General features: G+C 44.1%; 13 protein-coding genes. 11 read left to right on the top strand and 2 right to left on the bottom strand.

Going from position 1 to position 24,488, the window contains the following annotated elements; genetic code table 11:
• The first annotated feature begins 51 nt into the window (after positions 1-51).
• A complete protein-coding gene (gene purL, locus BW980_RS08965) occupies positions 52-3,735 on the top strand; it encodes a phosphoribosylformylglycinamidine synthase (protein ID WP_076454909.1) in 3,684 nt (1,227 codons plus the stop codon).
• A 209-nt stretch (positions 3,736-3,944) separates the two neighbouring features.
• Here purL and BW980_RS08960 read toward each other — a convergent pair whose 3' ends face one another.
• Positions 3,945-6,518, bottom strand: coding sequence for a DUF6923 family protein (locus BW980_RS08960; RefSeq protein ID WP_076454908.1), 2,574 nt, complete (start codon positions 6,516-6,518; stop codon positions 3,945-3,947).
• A gap of 271 nt (positions 6,519-6,789) precedes the next feature.
• Between BW980_RS08960 and BW980_RS08955 the strand changes: the two genes are divergently transcribed.
• The 5 genes from BW980_RS08955 (at position 6,790) to BW980_RS08935 (ending at position 14,683) form a co-directional block, all read left to right on the top strand.
• The gene (locus BW980_RS08955) at positions 6,790-8,565 is read left to right on the top strand and encodes an AMP-dependent synthetase/ligase (protein ID WP_076454907.1); all 1,776 of its coding nucleotides are present in this window, start codon (positions 6,790-6,792) and stop codon (positions 8,563-8,565) included.
• Between the two features lie 185 nt (positions 8,566-8,750).
• Positions 8,751-9,233: a MarR family winged helix-turn-helix transcriptional regulator gene (locus tag BW980_RS08950; protein WP_076454906.1), complete on the top strand. Its 483-nt coding sequence runs from the start codon at positions 8,751-8,753 to the stop codon at positions 9,231-9,233.
• A 22-nt stretch (positions 9,234-9,255) separates the two neighbouring features.
• Positions 9,256-11,661 carry a 3-hydroxyacyl-CoA dehydrogenase/enoyl-CoA hydratase family protein gene (locus BW980_RS08945; protein WP_076454905.1) on the top strand — a complete coding sequence of 802 codons (2,406 nt, stop codon included), beginning with the start codon at positions 9,256-9,258 and terminating at the stop codon, positions 11,659-11,661.
• A 4-nt stretch (positions 11,662-11,665) separates the two neighbouring features.
• Positions 11,666-12,856, top strand: coding sequence for an acetyl-CoA C-acyltransferase (locus BW980_RS08940; protein WP_013991484.1), 1,191 nt, complete (start codon positions 11,666-11,668; stop codon positions 12,854-12,856).
• Positions 12,857-12,886: 30 nt separating this feature from the next.
• Positions 12,887-14,683, top strand: a complete 1,797-nt coding sequence (locus tag BW980_RS08935) for an acyl-CoA dehydrogenase family protein (RefSeq protein WP_076454904.1) — start codon at positions 12,887-12,889, stop codon at positions 14,681-14,683.
• A gap of 80 nt (positions 14,684-14,763) precedes the next feature.
• Here BW980_RS08935 and BW980_RS08930 read toward each other — a convergent pair whose 3' ends face one another.
• A complete protein-coding gene (locus BW980_RS08930) occupies positions 14,764-16,566 on the bottom strand; it encodes a glycoside hydrolase family 15 protein (protein ID WP_076454903.1) in 1,803 nt (600 codons plus the stop codon).
• Positions 16,567-16,668: 102 nt separating this feature from the next.
• Between BW980_RS08930 and BW980_RS08925 the strand changes: the two genes are divergently transcribed.
• The 5 genes from BW980_RS08925 (at position 16,669) to BW980_RS08905 (ending at position 24,464) form a co-directional block, all read left to right on the top strand.
• Entirely contained in the window at positions 16,669-18,879 is a 2,211-nt protein-coding gene (locus BW980_RS08925) for a bifunctional alpha,alpha-trehalose-phosphate synthase (UDP-forming)/trehalose-phosphatase (protein ID WP_076454902.1), read from the top strand.
• A gap of 15 nt (positions 18,880-18,894) precedes the next feature.
• Positions 18,895-20,082, top strand: coding sequence for a nuclear transport factor 2 family protein (locus tag BW980_RS22165; RefSeq protein WP_083690441.1), 1,188 nt, complete (start codon positions 18,895-18,897; stop codon positions 20,080-20,082).
• A gap of 6 nt (positions 20,083-20,088) precedes the next feature.
• Positions 20,089-21,264, top strand: coding sequence for an MFS transporter (locus BW980_RS08915; RefSeq protein WP_076454901.1), 1,176 nt, complete (start codon positions 20,089-20,091; stop codon positions 21,262-21,264).
• A gap of 104 nt (positions 21,265-21,368) precedes the next feature.
• Complete coding sequence (locus tag BW980_RS08910) at positions 21,369-22,727, top strand: DEAD/DEAH box helicase (RefSeq protein ID WP_076454900.1); 1,359 nt, start codon at positions 21,369-21,371, stop codon at positions 22,725-22,727.
• A 123-nt stretch (positions 22,728-22,850) separates the two neighbouring features.
• Positions 22,851-24,464, top strand: a complete 1,614-nt coding sequence (locus BW980_RS08905) for a M1 family metallopeptidase (protein ID WP_076455550.1) — start codon at positions 22,851-22,853, stop codon at positions 24,462-24,464.
• Positions 24,465-24,488: the final 24 nt, after the last annotated feature.

Here is a 24,488-nt window from a genome sequence, read left to right as displayed (position 1 = left end):
CGAAAAGCTGTAAATTTGCCTTTTCTCAAAACCTATCAATTCACAAGCTCAATGATTCACTTCTTCGGGGATGCAGCCACTAAAGTCTTTGCCGTTCAAACGGTAAACGAACTTTCGCAGGAAAACACAAATAAATTGACATGGTTGTTCGGCAACCTACCTAAAATAAACACGGCGTCTATCGACGCCTTTTTTGTTGGCCCTAGGGCGGCCATGATTACGCCTTGGAGCACCAATGCTACCGAAATCACCCAAAACATGGGCATCGAGGGCATTATAAGGATAGAAGAGTTCAAAGCGGTTAGCGAAGAGTTTACCGATTTCGACCCAATGCTTTCGGAAAAGTATGAGAGACTCTCACAAAGCATCTTTCAAATCGATGTGGTTCCCGAAGCGATTCTAGAGATAGACGATATTGCCGAATACAACCAAAAGGAAGGCTTGGCCCTTAGTGATGAAGAAGTGATCTACCTAGAGAACCTCTCGAAAAAAATCGATAGAAAATTGACCGATTCCGAGGTTTTCGGCTTCAGTCAGGTAAATTCAGAACACTGTAGACACAAAATATTCAACGGAAGCTTCGTTATCGACGGAGAGGAAAAACCCGTTTCGCTCTTTAAGCTGATCAAAAAAACATCACAAGAGCATCCGAACGATATCGTTTCGGCCTATAAAGACAATGTGGCTTTTGTAAAAGGGCCAAAAGTGACCCAATTTGCCCCCAAAAGTGCCGATAAACCCGATTTTTACCAAGAAAAGGAGTTCGATTCGGTAATTTCCCTAAAAGCGGAAACACACAACTTCCCGACTACCGTAGAGCCCTTTAACGGGGCCGCCACAGGCTCCGGAGGTGAAATCCGAGATCGTTTGGCCGGTGGTAAAGGTTCATTGCCCTTGGCCGGTACGGCCGTCTACATGACCGCCTATTCGCGTTTGGAACAAGACCGCCCATGGGAAAAAGCCTTTCCGGAAAGGGAATGGCTCTACCAGACTCCAATGGACATCCTTATCAAAGCATCTAATGGTGCTTCAGACTTTGGAAATAAGTTCGGCCAGCCCCTTATTACAGGTTCGGTATTGACTTTTGAACATGACGAATCGAAAGACGGCAACGCAAAGAATAGCAGAAAACTAGGTTTTGATAAGGTAATTATGCAAGCCGGTGGTATTGGTTACGGAAAAGCGGAACAAGCTCTAAAAGACACCCCGAAGGAAGGGGACAAGATCGTCATCTTAGGAGGCGATAACTACCGTATCGGTATGGGCGGTGCAGCCGTTTCAAGTGCCGATACCGGTGCATTTAGCTCCGCTATCGAGTTAAACGCCATACAACGTTCGAATCCCGAAATGCAGAAAAGGGCCTCAAACGCTGTCAGAGGTATGGTAGAAAATGATATGAATCCGATTGTCTCAATTCATGACCACGGTGCGGGCGGACACCTCAACTGCCTTTCCGAATTGATAGAAGATACGGGTGGAAAAATCGATTTGGACAAACTTCCCGTAGGAGACCCTACCCTCTCGGCCAAGGAAATCATCGGTAACGAATCCCAAGAACGTATGGGCTTGGTCATCGGCCAAAAAGATGTCGATTTATTACATCGTATCGCCGAACGCGAGCGCTCACCTATGTACGAGGTTGGCGATGTAAGCGGCGACCATAAATTTACTTTCGAATCGGCCACCACAGGTGAAAAACCTATGGATATGAATTTAGAGGATATGTTCGGAAGTTCCCCAAAGACCGTATTGACCGACACTACCGTTCAAAGAAACTACACCGATCCCGAGTACTCTTTAGAGTTCTTCCACGATTATTTGGAACAACTATTACAACTGGAAGCCGTTGCCTGTAAAGACTGGCTAACGAACAAAGTTGACCGTTGTGTTGGTGGACGTGTTGCCAAGCAACAATGTGCCGGCCCCTTACAACTCCCTATGAACAATTGCGGTGTTATGGCCCTCGACTTCAAAGGAAAAGAGGGAATTGCCACCAGTATCGGCCACTCGCCTATTTCCGGACTTATCGATCCGGCCGCAGGGAGCCTTAACAGTATTGCGGAAGCCTTGACCAATATCGTCTGGGCTCCGTTAAAAGACAATTTAAAATCCGTTTCCCTATCCGCCAACTGGATGTGGCCCTGTAAGAACGAAGGCGAAGATGCCCGATTGTACAAGGCCGTTGAAGCCGTTTCCGAATTCACCATCGCCTTGGGCATCAATGTGCCTACAGGAAAGGACTCGCTTTCAATGAAGCAAAAATATAAAGATGGGGATGTCATTGCGCCCGGTACGGTCGTTATTTCCGCAGCCGGAAATTGTAATGATATCACCCAAGTAGTAGAGCCCGTATTCCAAAAAAATGGCGGTTCGGTCTACTACATCAACCTATCTAAAGATTCGTATAAACTAGGAGGCTCATCCTTCGCCCAGATTCGCAATACCATCGGTAACGAAGCCCCAAGTATTAAGGACGCTTCTTATTTTAAGACCGTTTTCAACGCTATTCAAGACCTGATAAAAGAAGGGGGAATCGTTGCAGGACACGATGTAGCTTCAGGCGGATTGATCACTACCTTATTGGAAATGTGCTTCGCCGACAATAATTTGGCCGCGGAACTAGACCTTTCAAGCTTAGGTGAGGAAGATACGATCAAACTACTTTTCTCCGAAAACTCCGGAATTGTTTTTCAAGCGAAAAATGCTTCGGTAGAGGAAAAATTAGCGAACCTCAACATAGATTTCAAGAAAATAGGAAGCGTAGTTTCCGATACCGTTTTGAAAATCAAGAATGGAGGAATGGAAATGGGCTTGAACATAGCATCGTTAAGGGATACTTGGTTTAAGACTTCCTATTTGTTAGACAGCAAGCAAACGGCCGGCAATTTGGCCAAAGACCGATATGACAACTATAAAAACCAACCGCTTCAGTATAAATTCCCTGAAAACCTTGATTTAAGTACGCTTCCTGCAAAGACTGCACAACGACCCAAAGCAGCCATCCTTCGCGAAAAGGGAAGTAATTCTGAACGCGAAATGGCCAATGCCATGTATTTGGCCGGTTTTGATGTTAAGGACGTTCATATGACCGACCTGATCTCGGGCCGCGAAACCCTTGAGGACATTCAATTTATCGGTGCCGTTGGTGGATTTTCCAACTCCGACGTTTTGGGAAGCGCCAAGGGTTGGGCAGGTGCTTTTAAGTACAACGAAAAGGCCAATGCCGCCCTTAAAAACTTCTTTGCAAGGCCTGATACCTTATCCATCGGTATCTGTAACGGCTGTCAGTTGTTTATGGAATTGGATTTGATCAATCCTGAACACGAGACCCATGGCAGAATGACCTATAACGATTCGCACAAGCACGAGAGTAATTTTACTTCGGTTAAAATACAAGAGAACAACTCGGTAATGCTTTCAAGTCTGGCCGGAAGCACCTTAGGCGTTTGGATCTCACATGGCGAAGGCAAATTCAGCCTTCCGCATAATGAGGATCAGTATGAGATCGTTGCCAAATACGGTTACGAAGGCTATCCTGCCAATCCGAACGGAAGTGATTTCAACACGGCCATGCTTTGTGATACGACTGGCCGCCATTTGGTGACCATGCCCCATATCGAACGCTCTATCTTCCCTTGGAACTGGGCGTATTATCCAGAAGGTTCTACCGATATGGTATCACCATGGTTAGAGGCTTTTGTAAATGCACGAAAATGGATTTTGGAAAACAAATAGCCCTCTAAAACACACTTATTCAAATCTTATGGCAGCGTGTACTTAAAAGGGCACGCTGCTTTTTTTATAGTTTAGTTGGATATCTAAAGTCCAAAATATTACAATGCCTTTGAAGCCAAAACTAAGGATCGTGGTTTTATATATTTAGGTTGACTGGTCACAAGAGCATAAAACTACATCTCTAAAACCCCGTAAAAGCCTAAAACGTCTTATTTCACCATCAATTTATTGCTCCATATTTTATCATTGCTGCTCGTGATCTTATAAAAATAGAGTCCCGAAGTCAAATTCCCCCTTTTCAAGACAATACTATTCTGTCCTGCCTTGGTATCCCCGCCCATATCATGCGATGAGATCTTTTTACCGGCCATATTGAAGAGTTCCAACGTATAGCTTCCCGCATCTTCCTCGTAAAAATAGAGATGGGATTCTGCTTGCATGGGGTTGGGAAGCACAAGAGACTCCGAAGTGTCTTCGGAAATAAAAATTCTTTCTTCCTCATTGTTATTAAAGGAAATATTCGATAGGCTCATTTGCTTGCTTTCCAGACTTCCATCTTCGGACAGTAGATTAAAATTAATGACTTTCAAACTCGAGAAATCGGTTGTCGCATTGGTGGTACTTTTAAAATCGGTATACAGCACATCGTAAGTTTTGGTCTCGGCCGTTAAATTCACTTGGGCCACATACGATGCCCCATCGCCTTTTAGTAATTTTACTTCCAAGACCCCTGTTCCACTTGCGTCAAATGTCAACTTGCCGTAATCCGATAAATTTACCGGTGTAAACCGTGGACTCAATGCACGATATACCCCAATATAACTAGATGTTTTTCCACTCAGCTCAACATTTCGTTCTACCGGATAGCCATCTTCGATATAAGGTGCATGTACAGGTTTTACTTCATAGTTATCTACCGTAGTACCTTCCGACGAAGCATCTAACCCCCATGGGGCATCGGCCACAAATAGGTCATCGGGAGTACCATTGGCGATACTTACCCTAAAGCCGAAATCAAAAATATTCCCCGTACTTAAAGCCACTGAATCTAAGTAGCCTTCTATTGGCGCACTTAGGGTTATGTTCTCCGTATCACTGGTTTCCGTCTTTTTAAGGCCTCCTTCCAATTGTATTTTCTCCGTTTTATTGTTGTTCACCAAATTAAGCACCACCTCTCCTTTGGCATACTTAGCCGATTTTACAAAAACCGGTGGTGGTGTAGAAGCCTTAAATTCAGAAATTGGACTATGTACTTCCAAAAGGTTCAAAATCTCATCTGCAAGCAATAAAAGATCATCTACCGTATTGGACCATATCTGAAAATTATAATAGGCCGAGTTCTCGGCATAGGCATCAATATTCCAATGCGATTCTACCACAAATTGCTCGTTGGCATCCAATCGCACCGAAAAGGTCAATGCAAATTCGGTATTTCCATCGGGTTGTTTGATGATCGACTTAATAAAGTCTTTCTCCCTTAACTGTATGGTAGAAACCGATAACAATTGGGCCCCAAGGAACCTATCACAAATAAACTTACTGTGTTCGTACACCTCGTTATCGGTCTTGATGACCATCAATGCACCTATATTCTCGTCCTTCCTTAAATAATCTACCGAGTAGATATCGGAAGCATTCGTAAGGTCTAAAAGATCGGCCGGGGAAGACTCTATGGTACTGGTTTCACCGACCACATCTAAGGGAACCAATTGCTCCAAAGGAATAGCGTCTGCCGCAAATTTTCCCGTTTTGGCATAGGTTGAACCTTTCATCACCCTTTTGGCGCTAAGCTTATCAAACTTATAATTGGTTTTGGCCCGGTTGTAATTCCGCTTTCCGATAAGGGAAGATAGCCGGTCATTGCTTTCGAGTCCCCCGTCATTGGCTCCCGACGTAAGGTTTATGGTCGGACAAGAAGCTACTCCCGAACACGAAGGGTCATCGCAATCTACAAGTCCGTCCCCATCATCATCTACCCCGTTGATACAATCTTCCTGGGGTACAGGGGCCGTAGGGCACCTTGCCCCATCATTACTTGAGGCCGCAGGGCCAAAGGCAAAAATATTGGATTTGATGGCACCGGAAACAATGTCTTGAACCCTATCGATTTTATAAACAGCCCCGGTTTGGTTGGCCGAAATATAAAAATTGCCATCTACATCAAAATAAACGGCACCAAAGGTATAATTCAGTCCTTCTAAAATCGGGACTTCCCCCAAAGGTTCCACTACTCCCGTTTCTGCTGAAATTCGGTACAGTACATTCGTTCCCCGCTCTACCGTATAAAGCTTACTATCTTGGGCATTAAAGGCCCAGTCGGCTATTGAAAGACCTTGGCTCAGGGAGAACTGCCCTAAATATTCGAGGTATGTTTCAGATTCAGGGTTTAAATCGATTTTATAATAAGAAGAGCCTCCCGCCTTAAAGTAATAGATACCTTCCGTTGAAATATCGCCTACATATTTGTTCCCCGTAGGCAATTCAGGAATCGTATATTGCTCTACCTTGAAATCCTTCCCTATGCGAACAATAGATTGTGAAGGGGTTGACAAATACCCCCAGATATAACCATCGGTACTATTATAGGCTACCGCATTAACATTCCCGGGCGTAATATTTTCCGATACCAAATATGAACTACCGGAAGCTAGGTCTAGTGCGTAAATATCATTATATTGAAATAAATACGCATTGAAATCACAATCGAACGGAGTGGACTGTGATTGCCCTATGACACTCGATAATATCATCAGATACGTTAATTTTTGTAAAAAGAATTTCATAAGAAGTAGTTTTAGGGCATACTTTGAGTATAAAAATGGAAGGAGTAAGAATTATTTTAAAAGCGTATGTTTTTTCTTACTTCAAGGCTTTGTAAAAAGATATAACTATTTCATTTTCTTTTTATTGCGGTCTTATAAAATTATCGATCAAAAAGAACGTTCTTAGTAAGTGAAATAGTGATTTCTCATAAAATCAATATCAATTTTATGAAAGCTGTTTTAAAATCCCGTGTTCTTTCCCTAATTTGCAAGGACCTTTTAGATATATACTATGCAAGAAATTAGCCGACTTTTTGATTTCCCCTACTATCAGTTGGAAAAATTCAATCTGGAAAAATCACTCGTCTCCAAAAAGGATGGCAAGTGGGTTTCCACATCGACCCAAGAATATATAGACCAAGCCAACGCCATGAGCCGTGCCCTACTGCGAATGGGGGTACGTCCTAATGATAAAATTGCCGTCATATCGATGACGAACCGAACGGAATGGAATATCATGGATATCGGCATTCTTCAACTAGGTGCGCAAAACGTTCCTATTTACCCCACAATTTCGGAAGAAGAATATGCTTATGTCTTGAACCATTCGGAGGCTAAATTTTGTTTTGTGTCTTGCGAAGAGGTCTACAAAAAGGTGAGTTCGGTAAAAGACCAAGTACCGAGTCTTGAACATATTTATTCCTTTGATGAAATCGGCGAATGCGATAATTGGAAGAAAGTACTTGAACTCGGGGCCGACACCTCAAATCAGGAGGAAGTAGAACAATTAAAAAATCAGGTCAAGTCAGACGATTTGGCTACCCTTATCTATACTTCGGGAACCACCGGAAAACCCAAAGGGGTGATGTTATCACATAATAACCTGGTCAGCAACGCCCTGGAAAGCTCAAAACGTTTTCCCATAGAAGACGGTAAGACCAAGGCCCTTAGTTTCTTGCCTTTATGCCATGTGTACGAGCGCATGTTGATCTATTTGTACCAATTCAGGGGCGTAACCATATACTATGCGGAGTCACTCGATAAGATCAGTGAGAACCTTAAAGAAACACAACCTCATGTAATGACGGCCGTACCTAGGCTTCTAGAGAAAGTGTACGATAAAATATACGCCAAGGGCGCCGAACTATCAGGCCTTAAAAAAGCCTTGTTCTTTTGGGCGGTAAACCTAGGGTTAAAATATGAGCCCTATGGCAAGAACGGTTGGTGGTACGAACAGCAATTGTCCCTCGCCAGAAAATTAATTTTCAGCAAATGGAAGGAAGGCCTAGGCGGCAACCTAAGCTTGATCGCTTCAGGAAGTGCGGCCTTACAGCCCCGTTTATCACGTATCTTCAACGCTGCTGAATTCGGACTTATGGAAGGTTACGGCCTTTCAGAAACATCACCGGTCATTTCGGTAAACGACATGCGCGATGGAGGTTTTCGTATAGGAACGGTCGGAAAACCTATAGACCGTACCGAAGTAAAGATTGCCAGTGACGGGGAAATCTGTATAAAAGGCCCACAGGTCATGTTGGGCTATTACAAAGACCCACAAAAAACCGAAGAGGTGATTATAGACGGCTATTTTCACACCGGCGATATCGGAGAGTTGGATAGTGACGGCTTTTTAAAGATTACCGACCGTAAAAAAGAAATGTTCAAGACTTCGGGTGGCAAGTACGTTGCGCCCCAACTCTTAGAGAACCGCTTTAAGCAATCTCGTTTTATCGAACAGATCATGGTAGTCGGTGAGGGAGAAAAAATGCCAGCGGCCCTTATTCAGCCCGATTTCGACTTTTTACACGAATGGGCCTCTAAACACAACATAACGGCTTCAAGCAATTCCGAGATTATTAAGAACGAACAGGTCTTGGCACGCTACCAACAAGAGGTCGACCTGGCTAACGAAAAATTTGCCAAGTGGGAGAAAGTGAAGCAATTTCGCCTAACCCCCGATGTTTGGAGTATTAATGAAGGTCATCTTACCCCTACCCTAAAACTCCGACGTAAAATTGTAAAAGAAAAATACATGGATCTCTATAACGACATCTATGGGCGTTCATAGGCACTCCCTTCGGGCGCTATAGATTTGCGCCCGAAAATATTCTTTTCCCAAAAAGGCCCCTATCCCTTTACGAATAAGGTAATTTCTTCGTAGGAAGGTTATTTAATTGGTTTAAAAAATCAAAAATATATTATGCATGCATAATATATTTTTGTATATTTGATAACCGACAACCCACCTTATGTATGAAAGATATTACAATAGACTACGCGTTGCGTGCCACATGGCAAGCGGTAGCCCGTATGTACAATGAAGAAGCCAAAAAATTCGATTCTACCATGGCCGTGGGTTTTACCCTATTGAGTGTTGATCCAAAGACCGGCACTCCCTCCACAGCCTTGGGGCCCAAAATGGGCATGGAGGCTACGAGCTTATCGCGTATTCTAAAGAGGATGGAAGAACAAGGCCTTATTGAACGAAAACCCAACCCTAATGACGGGCGCGGTGTTCTTATCTATTTGACGGACTTCGGTCTTGAAAAAAGAAACGATTCAAAAAACGTGGTCTTAAAATTTAACGAATCGGTCAGAAACAGTTTATCCGAAGAAAAGATAAATACCTTTTTTGAAGTTATGGAAACCATAAATGAACTCATAGCGGAAAAAACAATTTATTCTAACGATAACCCAATAGGCGGTCAAGGTACACTTGATCCAAAAACAGATTAATTAATAACCCAATAACTACATCGTGAACAAGCATATTAAAAAAGTAGCAGTCATTGGATCCGGAATCATGGGGAGTGGCATTGCTTGCCATTTCGCCAATATCGGAGTAGAAGTGTTATTGCTCGATATCGTTCCTAGAGAATTGAACGATAAGGAAAAAGCAAAAGGATTAACCCTTGAAGACAAGGCCGTACGCAATCGATTGGTAAACGATTCATTAACGGCAGCCTTGAAATCTAAACCTTCACCCATCTATCATCAAAAATTCGCCTCACGTATCACCACGGGAAACCTTGAAGACGATATTGCCAAGGTGAGTAAGGTAGACTGGATCATAGAAGTTGTGGTCGAGCGTCTTGATATCAAGAAAAAGGTTTTCGAAAATCTCGAAAAACACCGTACTCCCGGCACCTTGATTACCTCTAACACTTCGGGCATCCCGATCAAATTCATGTCTGAAGGCCGTAGCGATGACTTCCAAAAGCATTTCTGCGGAACGCATTTCTTCAATCCGGCACGGTACTTAAAACTTTTTGAAATCATTCCGGGTCCCAAAACATCCCAAGAAGTCCTTGACTTTTTGAACGGATACGGGGAGAAATTCTTAGGAAAGACTTCTGTTGTAGCCAAAGATACCCCTGCCTTTATTGGTAACCGCATCGGGATTTTTAGTATTCAAAGCCTTTTTCACACAGTGAAAGACATGGGCATGACCATTGAAGAGGTTGACAAACTTACCGGTCCCGTTATCGGCAGACCCAAGTCGGCCACCTTTAGAACCGTTGATGTGGTCGGACTCGATACCTTGGTACACGTGGCCAACGGTATTCACGAAAACTGTAAAGACGATGAAAGGTTAGAACTTTTTAAACTCCCCGACTTCATCGACACCATGATGGAAAACAAATGGTTGGGAAGCAAAACCGGACAAGGGTTCTACAAGAAATCAAAAGATAAAGACGGAAAGACGGAAATCTTGACCTTGGACTTGGACACAATGGACTACCGTTCAAAGAAAAGCGCCAAGTTCGCCACGCTAGAGCTTACCAAAACCATTGATAAGGTGGTCGACCGTTTTGCCGTATTAGTTGGAGGAAAAGATAAGGCCGGCGAGTTTTACCGAAAGAGCTTCGGTCAATTATTCGCTTACGTATCGCACAGGATTCCTGAAATAACCGATGAACTTTACAAGATTGACGATGCCATGAAAGCCGGCTTCGGATGGGAACACGGACCTTTCCAAATTTGGGATGCCGTTGGTTTGGATAAAGGATTGGAATTCGTTCAAGCCGAGGGCCTGGAAGCTGCTGCTTGGGTAAAAGAAATGAAAGCTTCCGGACACGACTCATTCTATTCGGTGAAAGATGGGGCTTCTTATTTCTATGACATCCCTAAAAAGTCCATGGAAAAGATTCCGGGACAAGATGCCTTTATCATTTTAGATAATATCAGAAAGACCAAAGAGGTATTTAAAAACAGTGGTGTTGTTATCGAAGATTTGGGCGATGGCATTCTAAATGTCGAGTTTCAGTCGAAAATGAACACCATCGGCGGTGACGTCCTCGCCGGTCTGAACAAGGCCATTGACCTTGCCGAGAAAGATTTCCAAGGTTTGGTTGTCGGTAACCAAGCGGCAAACTTCTCCGTAGGTGCCAATATCGGTATGATTTTTATGATGGCCGTTGAGCAAGAATATGACGAGCTTAACATGGCTATTAAAATGTTCCAAGATACGATGATGCGTATGCGCTACTCGGCCATCCCTACGGTCTCTGCCCCACACGGCATGACCCTTGGTGGTGGATGTGAGCTTTCACTTCACGCCGATAAGGTCGTAGCCGCGGCCGAAACCTATATCGGTCTTGTAGAATTTGGTGTTGGTGTTATCCCTGGTGGCGGTGGCTCAAAAGAGTTTGCCGTTAGAGCACAGGATACCTTCAAAAAGAACGATGTTGAACTAAACGTTTTGCAAGAGTATTTCTTGACCATCGGTATGGCCAAAGTTTCTACTTCGGCTTACGAAGCCTATGATTTAGGTATTCTTCAACATGGAAAAGATATCGTAGTGGTGAACAAAGACCGCCAGATTGCGACAGCTAAGGCACATGCCAAACTGATGGCCGAAGCCGGATATACACAACCCGTAAAACGAAAAGATATCAAAGTACTTGGCAAACAAGCCTTGGGTATGTTCTTAGTGGGCACGGATTCTATGGAAGCTAGCCACTACATCAGTGAGCACGACAAGAAAATCGCAAATAAATTGGCCTATGTCATGGCCGGTGGCGATCTATCGGAGCCTACCTTGGTAAACGAACAGTATTTATTGGATTTAGAGCGTGAGGCTTTCTTATCGCTTTGTACCGAACGTAAAACGCTCGAGCGCATCCAACACATGTTAAAGACAGGTAAACCTTTAAGAAATTAAACACATGAAAACTGCATATATAGTTAAAGCATACAGAACGGCTGTCGGAAAAGCTCCGAAAGGTGTTTTTAGGTTTAAGCGAACCGATGAGCTCGCCGCGGAGACCATTGAATACATGATGAAAGAATTGCCCGATTTTGATAAAAAACGGATCGATGACGTCATCGTTGGTAACGCCATGCCAGAAGGGTCACAAGGCCTGAACATGGCCCGATTGATTTCTTTAATGGGACTGGACATTGTTGATGTTCCCGGGGTTACGGTAAACCGTTTTTGTTCTTCAGGCATAGAAACCATAGGTATTGCCACTGCAAAAATCCAGGCGGGAATGGCCGATTGTATTATAGCCGGTGGGGCTGAAAGTATGAGTTCCGTACCCATGACGGGATATAAAACCGAATTGAACTACGATTTGGTAAGTGAAGGCCACGAAGATTACTACTGGGGCATGGGAAACACTGCCGAAGCTGTAGCCAACGAGTACAAAGTATCTCGTGAAGACCAAGATGAGTTTGCTTACAATTCGCACATGAAGGCTTTAAAGGCCCAGGCGGAAGACCGTTTTCAAGATCAGATCGTTCCTATTGAAGTAGAGCAAACCTACATTGATGAAAATGGAAAAAAAGCCACTAGAAAATACACCGTGACCAAAGATGAGGGCCCTAGAAAAGGAACTTCAATAGAGGTACTGAACAAATTACGCCCCGTTTTTGCGGCCGGTGGTAGCGTTACTGCAGGTAACTCTTCGCAGATGAGCGATGGTGCCGCATTTGTATTGGTAATGAGCGAAGATATGGTCAAGGAACTTAATCTTGAGCCTATCGCCCGTTTGGTGAATTATGCCGCGGCCGGTGTGCCCCCGAGAATTATGGGTATCGGTCCTGTTGCCGCCATTCCAAAAGCTTTAAAACAGGCTGGCCTAAAACAAGATGATATAGAGCTAATCGAGTTGAACGAGGCCTTCGCTTCACAATCACTTGCCGTAATACGCGAACTCGGATTGAACCAAGACATCGTAAACGTAAACGGAGGTGCTATTGCCCTAGGACACCCATTAGGCTGTACCGGTGGCAAATTATCGGTGCAACTATTCGATGAGATGAGAAAACGGAATATGCAAGGCAAGTACGGCATGGTAACCATGTGTGTAGGTACAGGTCAAGGCGCTGCCGGTATCTACGAATTTTTGAACTAACACAAGAAAACTAACATTAAGCAAAAAACTATGAGCAAAGAAATTCTACGTGGTGGTCAGTTTTTGGTAAAAGAGACCAATTGCGAAGACATCTTCACTTTAGAAGACTTGAACGAAGAGCAGAAAATGATGCGAGAAAGCACCAAGGAGTTCGTTGACCGCGAGCTATGGGCGCATTGGGAACGCTTTGAAAAGAAAGATTACGCCTACACCGAAGCGTGTATGCGCAAGGCGGGCGAACTCGGACTCTTAAGTGTTGCCGTACCCGAATCTTATGGAGGAATGGGCATGGGCTTTGTTTCTACCATGTTGGTCTGTGACTATATTTCGGGGGCTACAGGTTCTTTTAGTACCGCTTTCGGTGCACATACAGGTATTGGTACTATGCCAATTACCCTTTACGGAACCGAAGAGCAAAAACAGAAATATGTTCCGAAGTTGGCCTCTGGCGAATGGTTCGGCGCCTATTGTTTGACCGAACCTGGCGCGGGATCTGACGCCAATTCGGGTAAAACAAAAGCGGTACTTTCCGAGGATGGAAAATACTATAGCATTACCGGACAGAAAATGTGGATTTCGAATGCCGGTTTCTGTAACCTGTTCATTGTTTTTGCCCGTATAGAAGACGATAAGAACATTACCGGTTTCATTGTTGAAAACGACCCTGAAAACGGTATCTCGTTCGGTGATGAAGAAAAGAAATTGGGGATTCACTCCTCCTCTACCCGTCAGGTGTTCTTTAACGACACCAAAGTACCGGTAGAAAATATGCTCTCTGAAAGGGGCAACGGGTTCAAGATTGCGATGAACGCCTTGAACATAGGCCGTATTAAATTGGCCGCAGCTTGCTTAGATGCCCAAAGAAGGGTAATCAAAGAGGCGGTGACCTATGCCAATGAGCGCATTCAATTTAAGACTCCGATCATCAATTTTGGTGCGATCAAAGCCAAGATTGCCAATATGGCGACCAATGCCTACGCCGGTGAATCGGCCAGTTATCGTGCCGCCAAGAACATTGAAGACCGTATTGCCATTCGTGAAGCCGAAGGCAATTCGCATCAAGAGGCCGAATTAAAGGGTGTTGAAGAATACGCCATCGAATGTTCTATCTTAAAGGTAGCCGTTTCCGAAGATGTTCAAAACACCACCGATGAAGGCATTCAGATCTTCGGAGGAATGGGCTTTAGTGCCGATGCCCCAATGGAAAAGGCATGGAGAGATGCCCGTATCGCCCGTATTTATGAAGGAACCAACGAAATCAACAGGATGTTGGCCGTTGGCATGTTGGTTAAAAAAGCAATGAAAGGCCATGTAGACCTATTAGGTCCGGCTACGGCTGTAGGGGAAGAATTAATGGGAATCCCATCGTTTGAAACCCCCGATTTTTCAGAATTGTTTGCCGAAGAAAAAGATTTGATCAAGAGATTGAAAAAGGTCTTCTTAATGGTTGCCGGAAGTGCCGTTCAAAAATTTGGTCCTGAATTGGAAAAACACCAACAATTGATGCTTGCCGCCGCCGATATATTGATTGAAGTATACATGGCCGAAAGTACCATCTTGAGAACCGAGAAAAACGCGAAACGCTCTGGGGAAGATTCTCAAAAAACCCAAATCGCCATGTCTAAATTGTACCTATACAATGCTACCGAAACCATAATCCAAAAAGGGAAAGAGGCCATTGTCTCTTTTGCCGAAGGTGACGAGCAACGTATGATGCTTATGGGCTTGAAACGTTTCACCAAATACACGAACAATCCCAATGTGACCGCCTTGCGTACACAGATCGCAGATCGAATCGCCGCTGATAACGGGTACACTTTCGACTAGTGTTCATGAATGGATGAGAAATAAAAAACACCCCGATCGGGGTGTTTTTTTATTATAGGATTTCTTTGATAAAAAAGGACTTACGCACGCATAGATTCCTTGATATCCTCTTTGGAGTCCTTTTTTGAAAAGTTAACCGCACATTCGATCAATGCCAAATGGGAATAAGCTTGCGGGAAGTTTCCCAGCAACCTTTTGGTCTTAAAATCCAAATCTTCACTGAAGAGTCCCAAATGGTTACTATACCCGAGTAATTTTTCGAATAGCTCAAGCGCCTGGTCGTGTTCCCCAATTTTGAACAAGCTGTTCACGTACCAAAAAGTACAGACCGTAAACGAAGATGAAGGCAGTCCAAAATCGTCCTCATTCTTGTAACGATACAACAATCCATCATTGCTCAACTCCTTACCAATGGCCCTTACCGTGCTCTTATAACGCTCGTCGGAGGCATCAACGCAACCGTAAGATTCCATCAATAGCACGGAGGCATCCAAATGTTTGGATCCGTAAGATTGGGTGTATGCACCTACTTCCTCGTTCCAGGCATTTTCGTAGATATCGTTCCAGATTTCCTCCCTCAAGGGCTTCCATTTTTCTATTTTATGGTGCTTTCCTAACATTTCCGCCACCTTTATGGCCCTATCCAAAGCCGTCCAACACAGTACTTTCGAGAAGGTAAAATGCCGGTCTTCGGTACGGAATTCCCATATCCCCTTATCGGCCTCATGCCAGTGGTTTCCAACGATCCAAACGATTCCCTTGGTAATCGACCACAAGTCTTCACCGTTTTCGATATCTACGCTAAACTTTACCATCTGCTCGTAGATCACATCCATAAGGATTCCATAAATATCGTTCTGTTTTTGGTGATATGCGGCATTTCCGATACGTACCGGTTTTGACCCCTTGTAACCGCTTAAATGCCCTAAGGTTTCCTCGGTCAATTTTTTCTCCTTGTTGATCCCGTACATGATCTGCAGTTTCTCCGCCTTATCGGGAATCAAGTCGATAATAAACTTCAAATAGCGCCTGGCTATGTTCTTATGCCCCAACTCAGACACTACCTTTATTACCATGGAAGCATCGCGAATCCAGCAAAAACGGTAATCCCAGTTCCTTACCTCGCCTATCGTCTCGGGCAAAGAGGTCGTAGCGGCAGCCAATACGGCCCCGGTTTTGTCGTAACTCAACAGTTTCAAGGTTAGGGCACTTCTTGAGATTTCATCGTTGAACTTCTTATAGGTGGGTGTTCTGGCGGACCAGTTCAACCAATACACCTTTGTGCTTTCAAGTTCTAAATAGGCCTTGGCCGTTGTGGTAGGAAATATTTTTTCGTTATATCCCATCAAGAAAAAGCCATCTTCCGTCAAGCTCAGTTCCCTTCCTTCAAGTACATCTTCCTTATCAAAGGATGTATAGAGGAAAACCGTATCGAACTTGACCTCATGGGTAAGGCTGGCAATAAAATCTTCTTTTATAAAACTTTGGGTCTCCCCTTGGGCATATTCCAATTTAGGGTCGTAACGCACCTTGAACTTTGGCTTTCCTTCCACCAATCTAATGTATCTAATAAATTCGGGCGGAGCCACATAACTACCGTCTTCCTTATGATAACGTGGCATGAAATCATGGACTTCAAAACAATTATCACCATCGGTAAACGTAGTTATTAAAATACAGGTACGTGGTTCATATCGTTGTTCTATAGTATATTTTTCATCGACCAAAAACTCAAAACTCCCTCCGATTTCCTCGTCCAAAAGTTTCGCAAATACCGAAGGTGAATCAAATTCTGGCAAACAGCACCAATCAACACTACCCGTCTTCGATATTAACGCTGCACTTCGACAATTTCCTATTATTCCGTAGTCTAAACTATCCATTCGATAAAATTGTTAATTCAATCAGGGTTCGTATTGTAATTACCCTTCTTTTTCACGAAATTTAGAGAAATAAAATATAAAACACCGCAAAATATCCGATTTATGGGCAAAACTATCATAATCTCAAATAGACTACCCGTTCAGTTGCAAATCAGCAACGGAACCATTACCGCAATACCGAGTGTTGGCGGTTTAGCTACAGGTATGAAATCTGTGCATTCGAGCGGAGACAGCTTGTGGATCGGGTGGAGTGGCCTCACGGAAGAGGATATTGCACCGGAGTTGGAACCTAAGATCGATGAGGCCCTTGCCGCACATGGTTCTTCCAAGGTAAAGCTTACCGAGAAAGAAGTAGACGGCTTTTACTACGGATTCAGTAACCGAACTATCTGGCCTTTGTTCCACTACTTTTTGGAGTACTCCGAGTTTCAACTGGACTATTGGAATACCTATAAGAAGGTAAACCAGAAATTTGCCGACGCCATTTTGGCAAAAGCGGAAGACGGCGATACCATTTGGGTACACGACTACCAACTCATGTTGGTACCGCAAATGGTCCGCAAAGAACGGCCCAATGTTTCCATAGGCTTCTTTTTGCACATCCCGTTTCCTTCGTTCGAGATTTTCAGGACACTACCTTGGCGTGAAGAACTGTTGGAAGGCGTTTTAGGCTCTGACCTTATCGGCTTCCATACCTACGACTACGAAAGGCACTTTCTTAGCTCCGTAAGGCGTTTGTTAGGGCTGGAAGTGAGCTTTAACGATATTTCTATGGGAGACCGTCTGATCAAAGTAGACTCCTTCCCTATGGGTATCGATTACAAGAAGTTCAGCGATGCGGCCAAAATACACTACAACCGCGCCGAAGATGAACAATCGGAATTACAGCAACGTCTAAATACACATAAAAAGACCGACCCCGAAGCCAAGTTCTTTTTATCCATAGACCGTTTGGACTACAGTAAGGGAATTGCCAAACGATTGAATGCCTTTGAGTACTTCCTAAACAAGTATCCACAGTATAAAGAAAAGGTAAGGCTGATCATATTGGCCGTCCCCTCACGTTCCAATGTACCACAGTACCAATTGCTAAAGAGGGAGATAGACGAGCTTGTAGGCCGTATTAACGGTGAGTTTTCAACCGTAAGCTGGACCCCCATCTGGTACTTCTACCGATCCATGCCCTTTGAAAACCTTATCGATCTTTATACTTCCAGTGATATTGCCTGGCTTACGCCGCTACGCGACGGTATGAATTTGGTGGCCAAAGAGTATATCGCTACCAGAACCGACAAAACCGGTGTTTTGATCCTCAGCGAAATGGCGGGATCGGCCAACGAAATGAACGAATCCCTACTGGTCAACCCCAATAACTTTGAGCAAACGGCCGATGCCTTGCACGAAGCGATAAACATGCCGCTAGAAGAACAAAAAGCCCGAAATGCAATACTACAAAAGAGATTGGCACGCTACAATGTAGAAAAGTGGGCCAACGACTTTATGACCTCGCTGAAATCGCAAAAGGAACGCGATGCCGCCAATGTTTCGCGTAAACTGACCGATAAGTTATTGGAATCTATATCCGTAAAATATTCCAAAGCGAAAAAGAGATTGCTCTTCCTCGATTATGACGGAACGCTCGCCGGTTTTCACAACGATCCACAAAAAGCAGGTCCGGACGAACAATTATACGAACTGTTGGATATATTGAACGAGCAACCCAATACGGTTCTTTACTTAATAAGCGGTAGGGACAAAGACACCTTTACCAAATGGTTCTTGCCCAAAAAATACAATATGATCGTTGAGCACGGCGTATGGATCTCGCAAAATGGGGAACCCTTTAGAATGCTGGAAAACGTCAAGAACGACTGGATGGAAAAAGTACGCCCCGTACTGGAATCCTTTGTTGACCGTACACCGGGAAGCTTTATCGAAGAAAAGAACTATAGCTTGGCCTGGCACTACAGAAAAACCGATCCCGATTTTGGTAGCAAACGCGCCATGGAGCTTTCCACAACCTTGACCAGCCTTATCGGCACGGACGACCTTAGCCTCCTCAACGGAAATAAAGTGGTGGAGGTAAAGAGCAGTAACGTAAACAAGGGGCGGGCTTCGGTCCGAATCCTAGGTGAGGACGAATACGATTTTGTCTTTGCCATCGGGGATGACTGGACGGACGAGTTTATGTTTCAAGAATTACCGGAAAGCACGGTCACCGTAAAAGTGGGCATTCAAAAAACAGCGGCCAAATATTATGTAGAGAATACCCAAAAAGTTAGGGGCCTCCTGCAAAAATTTGCCCAACTGTAAAAGCCGCCCCACCCAATGAGCATAAAATACCTTTCCATTTTAGTCTTGCTGTTTTCCCTGAACAAGGTTCTGCCCCAAGAGAATACGGAAGTATACCTGTTGGACATCAAAACGGTAAACGGCAAGACCGAAATGGTCAAGCCCAGAAACATTTCGAACAATGAGGGCTACGATAACCAACCTTCGTTCTATAACGAGAATACGATATTGTTCTCATCTACCCGCAAGGGGCAGACCGATATTGCCAAGTACGACATAAAAACAAATACGCTCACCTATATCTCCGACACGCCGCAAGGAAGTGAATACTCCCCCTTGAAAATTCCGGGAAAGAATTCCTTTTCGGCAATTCGTTTGGATACCACGGGCCTCCAACGTCTCTATGAATACAGCATTTGGGACGGCTCTTCTACCGAAATACTCAAAGACCTAAAAATAGGCTATCATGTTTGGTTCGACGAGACCACCATCGTTTCCGCTGCCCTGGGCAATGAAGGCCTAGGTTTGGTCGTTTCGAAGGTCAAGGACAGTAGCCATGACACCCTTTATCATAACGTGGGGCGTTCGCTGCATAAAATTCCCGGCAAAAACCTCATCAGTTTTATCAGTAAGAACAGTGACCCTTGGAAAGTAAAATCATTGAACCCAAAAACGGGCCAAATCAAGACCATCACCACCATGTTCAAGAATATCGATGATATCTGTTGGCTTGCCAACGGGCATATCATCGCGGCCGACAACAAGACTTTGATGGAGATCGACCCCGAGAAAAACAAAGAATGGAAACGTTTTTTACGGTTGGACAAAAAGGGATTGAACAACATTAGCCGTATTGCCGTAAGCCCCAACGGTAGCCACTTGTCCCTTGTTGTAGAACAAAGTCCCGAAGCCATTGTACAGAATCAATTGGACGCCTATAACGACAGGAATTTAAAGGCCTTTTTGAACACCTATTCCGAAGACATACAAATATTCAATTTTCCGAACGAACCGAACCTTGTAGGCAAGGATGCTTTAAAGGAACGGTACAAAGCTTTCTTTGAGTCGACCCCCGACCTACATTGCAAGATCAAGAATCGCATTATCATCGGCAATAAAATTATAGACAAAGAGAAGGTTACCGCTAACGGCAAAACCTTTTGGGCCGTTGCCATTTACGAGGTTGAAAACGGCAAAATTGCCAAGCTTACCTTTCTTCGATAAATCCGATTGAAGCCGCGCACCCACATACTCCCCATTATCATCCTCTCGCAATTTGCCTGTACCTCTTTATGGTTTGCCGGCAATGCCATTGTAGATGAACTAACGTTTAAAACGGGATTAGGACCTGAAATTATTGGCTACGTGCTCTCTTCGGTACAATTAGGCTTTATCATCGGCACATTGGTCTTTGGCCTTTTCATGATTTCCGACCGATTTTCGCCCTCTCGAGTGTTTCTCATCTGTTCCCTTTTAGCCGCGCTTTGCAACTTTATACTGCTCTCTGAAACCTTATCGAAATGGACCTTGCTCCTTGCCCGTTTCGGCACGGGATTTTTTCTTGCGGGCATCTATCCCGTGGGCATGAAAATAGCGGCGGATTATTACCAAAAAGGATTGGGAAAGGCCTTGGGCTATTTGGTAGGCGCCCTTGTCTTGGGAACCGCCTTCCCCTATTTTGTGAGCGGCACTATTTTGGGCAAGGATTTTACCTTGGTCATAAAAATCACCTCCGCCCTTGCCATTACGGGAGGCATAGTACTATGGGCATTTGTCCCCAACGGACCCTTCCGTAAACCCAGCTCCAAGCTTTCGCTAGGGGCGGGCCCCTTGCTTTTTAAATTGCACGGTTTTAGACAGGCTGCTTTTGGTTATTTTGGACATATGTGGGAACTTTACGCCTTTTGGGCCTTTACCCCACTTGCCCTTCAAACCTATAACACAATGTGGGCCTCGGAGTTATCCGTTCCCTTATCCACAGGAATTATCATTGCCCTAGGTGGATTTTCCTGCGTATTTGGAGGATGGCTATCCTTGCGTAGTAGAAGTCGAAAAGTGGCGGTGGTTTCACTACTTTTTTCCGGCCTCTTTTGCCTGCTTTCTCCCCTACTCTTTACCCTTCCCACGGGATTGTTTTTGGCCGGATGGTGTTTTTGGGGAATGGCCGTTACCGCAGATTCCCCTCAATTTTCGAACCTGGTGGCTACCTCGGTTCCTCCCGAATTAAAGGGTACGGCATTGACCCTCGTGAATTGCATCGGTTTTGCGATTAGCATTTTCAGCATACAACTGCTTTCCTCCCTAGCGGAAACCTTTGAGATTACCTACCTCTTTACCCTTTTGGCCTTGGGCCCTTTCATCGGACTCTTGGGCTTGCTCGGAAGAAAGCACAGGAGTGTTCGATAACATATCGGTAAAACGATATCGCCATTCTTTCAATCTCCCCAATAATTCATATAATTAGTACAAATACACGCGCAAATAGGATTTTTCTTAATTACTTTTACACAATGGACAATTTCGATGATTTTAAGATTAAAAAACAATTAAAAAAAGCCATTGTTGATTTAGGGTTTGAAAAGCCGACCCCTATTCAACAAGCGTCGTATTCAACCATTCTTAGCGGCTCCGATTTTGTGGGAATTGCACAAACCGGAACCGGAAAAACAATGGCATACTTGCTGCCCATCTTACAGGATTTGAAATTTTCGGACCAATTACATCCTCGGGTGGTCATTTTGGCACCGACCCGCGAACTTGTAATTCAAATCGTAGAAGAAATAGAAAAGCTAACACCCTACCTTAGCGTAAGGACCCTTGGTGTCTTCGGAGGCTCTAACAACATTAACCGTCAAAAAAGAGCCGTTGCAGAGGGGCAAGACATCATCGTAGGTACACCCCAAAGGTTGTACGACTTGGTTCTGGCCAATGTCTTACGCCTCAAATCGGTTAAAAAACTAGTAATCGATGAAGTTGACATTATGCTCGACTTTGGCTACAAAACACAGTTAAAGAACATCTTTGAATACCTTCCTAGGAAACGGCAGAACATTCTTTTTTCGGCTACCATGACGACCTACGTAGACGAATTAACGGACGATTTTCTGATCAACCCCGTTAAAAAAACCATCTCCATCAGTGGTACACCTTTAGAGACCATACAACAAGAGTCTTATGCGGCCCCTAATTTTTATACCAAGGCCAACCTGTTGAACCATTTGTTGGAAGACCGTGAAGAATATAACAAGGTCTTGATTTTTGTTGCAAGCAAGGTCGATGCCGATAGGTTATTTGAAGTACTCGATGTTGAATCTGAAATCTCGGTCATCCATTCAGGTAAGGAGCAAAACCATCGTACCAAGTCTATAGAAAAATTCGAAAGCGGTAAAAGCAGGATCCTAATTGCTACCGATGTTATATCCCGCGGAATCGATATAGAAAAAATTAGCACCGTAATCAGTTTTGACACCCCTTATTATCCTGAAAACTATATCCACCGTATAGGAAGGACCGGTAGGGCCGGGGAAAAGGGAAAATCTATCCTCCTTTATAATGAAAAAGAGACGGTTTTAAAAGAAGCCATTGAAGAGTTGATGAATTACGCCATCCCCTTCAATGAATTTCCAAAGGAAGTGGAGATAAGTTCAAAACTCACTCCCGAAGAAGACGTTAAGCCCATAGACCCCAACAATGAATTGGACGATGACCAAACGCACAAGGCCGGGGCCTCCTTTCATGAAAAATCGGCCAAGAACCGCAAGAAAAAGCCGGAGCTAAAAAGCTACGAGAGAAAACTAAAAAAGAAATACAAGAAACCCCAAAAGCGAGGAGACAAAATACAAAACAAAAAAAGCAGGAAAAAGAGGTAATACATTCTTTAAAGAAAAACGTTCTATCAAAGCATGCCTTTCTTTAGATTTTACATAAGAGCGGAACCTAAAAGGGGAAACCGCTATCTTGCACCTGTTTCTATTTCCATATACCCAATACCAATGAAGCGGATAACAATTTTAACAATGATGATGGTTGCCGCCGCAACCTATGCCCAACAATTTACAGAACAAGACAGCCTGAGGGGAAGCATTACCCCGGAACGCGAATGGTGGGACCTTAACTATTACCATCTTGACGTGGCAGTAGACCCCGACAAAAAGTTCATTTCAGGTAGCAATACCATTCGCTATAAAGTCTTAAAGAAAAACCAAGTCATGCAGGTTGACCTACAACCTCCCATGACCATAGAAAAGGTAACCCAAGACGGCCAAGAACTACAGGTAGCCCATAATGGCAATGCCCATTTCGTACATCTGAAAAAGAACCAGAAAAAGGGAGATTTCAATGAAATCAAGGTATACTATTCCGGTCACCCCAAAGAAGCGGTAAGAGCCCCCTGGGACGGCGGATTCTCTTGGAAAAAAGACAATAAGGGCAAAGACTTCGTAGCCACCTCGAACCAAGGCCTGGGAGCCAGCGTGTGGTGGCCCAACAAAGACCATATGTACGACGAGGTAGACAGTATGCTTATCAGCGTAAAGGCCCCAAAAGGATTAATGGATGTCTCCAACGGCAGGTTGAGAAAAGTCGACAAAGACACCAATACCTACCACTGGTTCGTATCGAACCCCATTAACAACTATGGCGTAAATATCAATATAGGGGACTATGTACACTTTGGAGAAAAGTACAATGGGGAAAAAGGCATATTAGACATGGATTATTACGTGCTACGCGATAATCTTGAAAAGGCCAAGGAACATTTTAAAGACGCCCCAAAAATGATGAAGGCCTTTGAACATTGGTTCGGCCCCTACCCTTTTTACGAAGACAGTTTTAAACTGGTAGAAGTACCTTACCTCGGTATGGAACACCAAAGTTCGGTCACCTATGGAAATCAATATATGAAAGGTTATTTAGGAAGAGACCTTTCAGGAACCGGATGGGGGCTAAAATTCGATTTTATTATCATTCATGAAGCCGGACACGAGTGGTTCGCCAACAACATTACCTACAAAGATGTGGCCGATATGTGGGTACATGAAGGGTTTACCGCCTATTCGGAAAATTTGTTCGTCGACTTTTACTATGGAAAAGAGGCTGCTGCCGATTATGTAATCGGTACCCGTACAAGCATTCAAAACGACAAACCGATCATTGGCCCGTACAACGTAAACGTAGAGGGGTCAAAAGATATGTACTATAAAGGGGCCAACCTTCTACATACGATAAGACAGCTAGTAAACGACGATGAAAAATGGCGAGAGACCCTTAGGGGGCTAAACCGTGAGTTCTACCATCAAACGGTAACTACCGATCAAATTGAAGATTATATTTCCCGTCACGCAAAAATGGACCTTTCAAAGGTGTTCGACCAATATTTACGTACGGCAAAGATTCCCGTGTTCGAGTACGGGGTAGATGGAAACGAGATAAAATACCGATATACGAACGTCATCACAGGATTTAATATGCCTTTAAAAATCTGGATTGATGGCAAGGCACATATCCTCAAACCTACCGGAAAGTGGAAAAAGCAAAAGCTGAATGGAGACCTATCGACATTAGAAGTAGACCGGAATTATTACGTAGACCAGCAAGTTTTACCCTAGCGTAATTTGCTTGCTCCCCATAAA

It is taken from the genome of Zobellia uliginosa (assembly GCF_900156625.1).
Taxonomy (GTDB): domain Bacteria; phylum Bacteroidota; class Bacteroidia; order Flavobacteriales; family Flavobacteriaceae; genus Zobellia; species Zobellia uliginosa.
This window is presented reverse-complemented; position numbering and strand designations above follow the sequence as displayed.

Excerpts from the sequence above, each read along its gene's own strand:
- BW980_RS08960 (WP_076454908.1), bottom strand. The coding sequence starts at position 6,518 with ATGAAATTCTTTTTACAAAAATTAACGTATCTGATGATATTATCGAGT.
- BW980_RS22165 (WP_083690441.1), top strand. The coding sequence starts at position 18,895 with ATGAGCATAAAATACCTTTCCATTTTAGTCTTGCTGTTTTCCCTGAAC.
- BW980_RS08955 (WP_076454907.1), top strand. The coding sequence starts at position 6,790 with ATGCAAGAAATTAGCCGACTTTTTGATTTCCCCTACTATCAGTTGGAA.
- BW980_RS08940 (WP_013991484.1), top strand. The coding sequence starts at position 11,666 with ATGAAAACTGCATATATAGTTAAAGCATACAGAACGGCTGTCGGAAAA.
- BW980_RS08930 (WP_076454903.1), bottom strand. The coding sequence starts at position 16,566 with ATGGATAGTTTAGACTACGGAATAATAGGAAATTGTCGAAGTGCAGCG.
- BW980_RS08935 (WP_076454904.1), top strand. The coding sequence starts at position 12,887 with ATGAGCAAAGAAATTCTACGTGGTGGTCAGTTTTTGGTAAAAGAGACC.
- BW980_RS08905 (WP_076455550.1), top strand. The coding sequence starts at position 22,851 with ATGAAGCGGATAACAATTTTAACAATGATGATGGTTGCCGCCGCAACC.
- BW980_RS08925 (WP_076454902.1), top strand. The coding sequence starts at position 16,669 with ATGGGCAAAACTATCATAATCTCAAATAGACTACCCGTTCAGTTGCAA.
- BW980_RS08950 (WP_076454906.1), top strand. The coding sequence starts at position 8,751 with ATGAAAGATATTACAATAGACTACGCGTTGCGTGCCACATGGCAAGCG.
- purL (WP_076454909.1), top strand. The coding sequence starts at position 52 with ATGATTCACTTCTTCGGGGATGCAGCCACTAAAGTCTTTGCCGTTCAA.
- BW980_RS08910 (WP_076454900.1), top strand. The coding sequence starts at position 21,369 with ATGGACAATTTCGATGATTTTAAGATTAAAAAACAATTAAAAAAAGCC.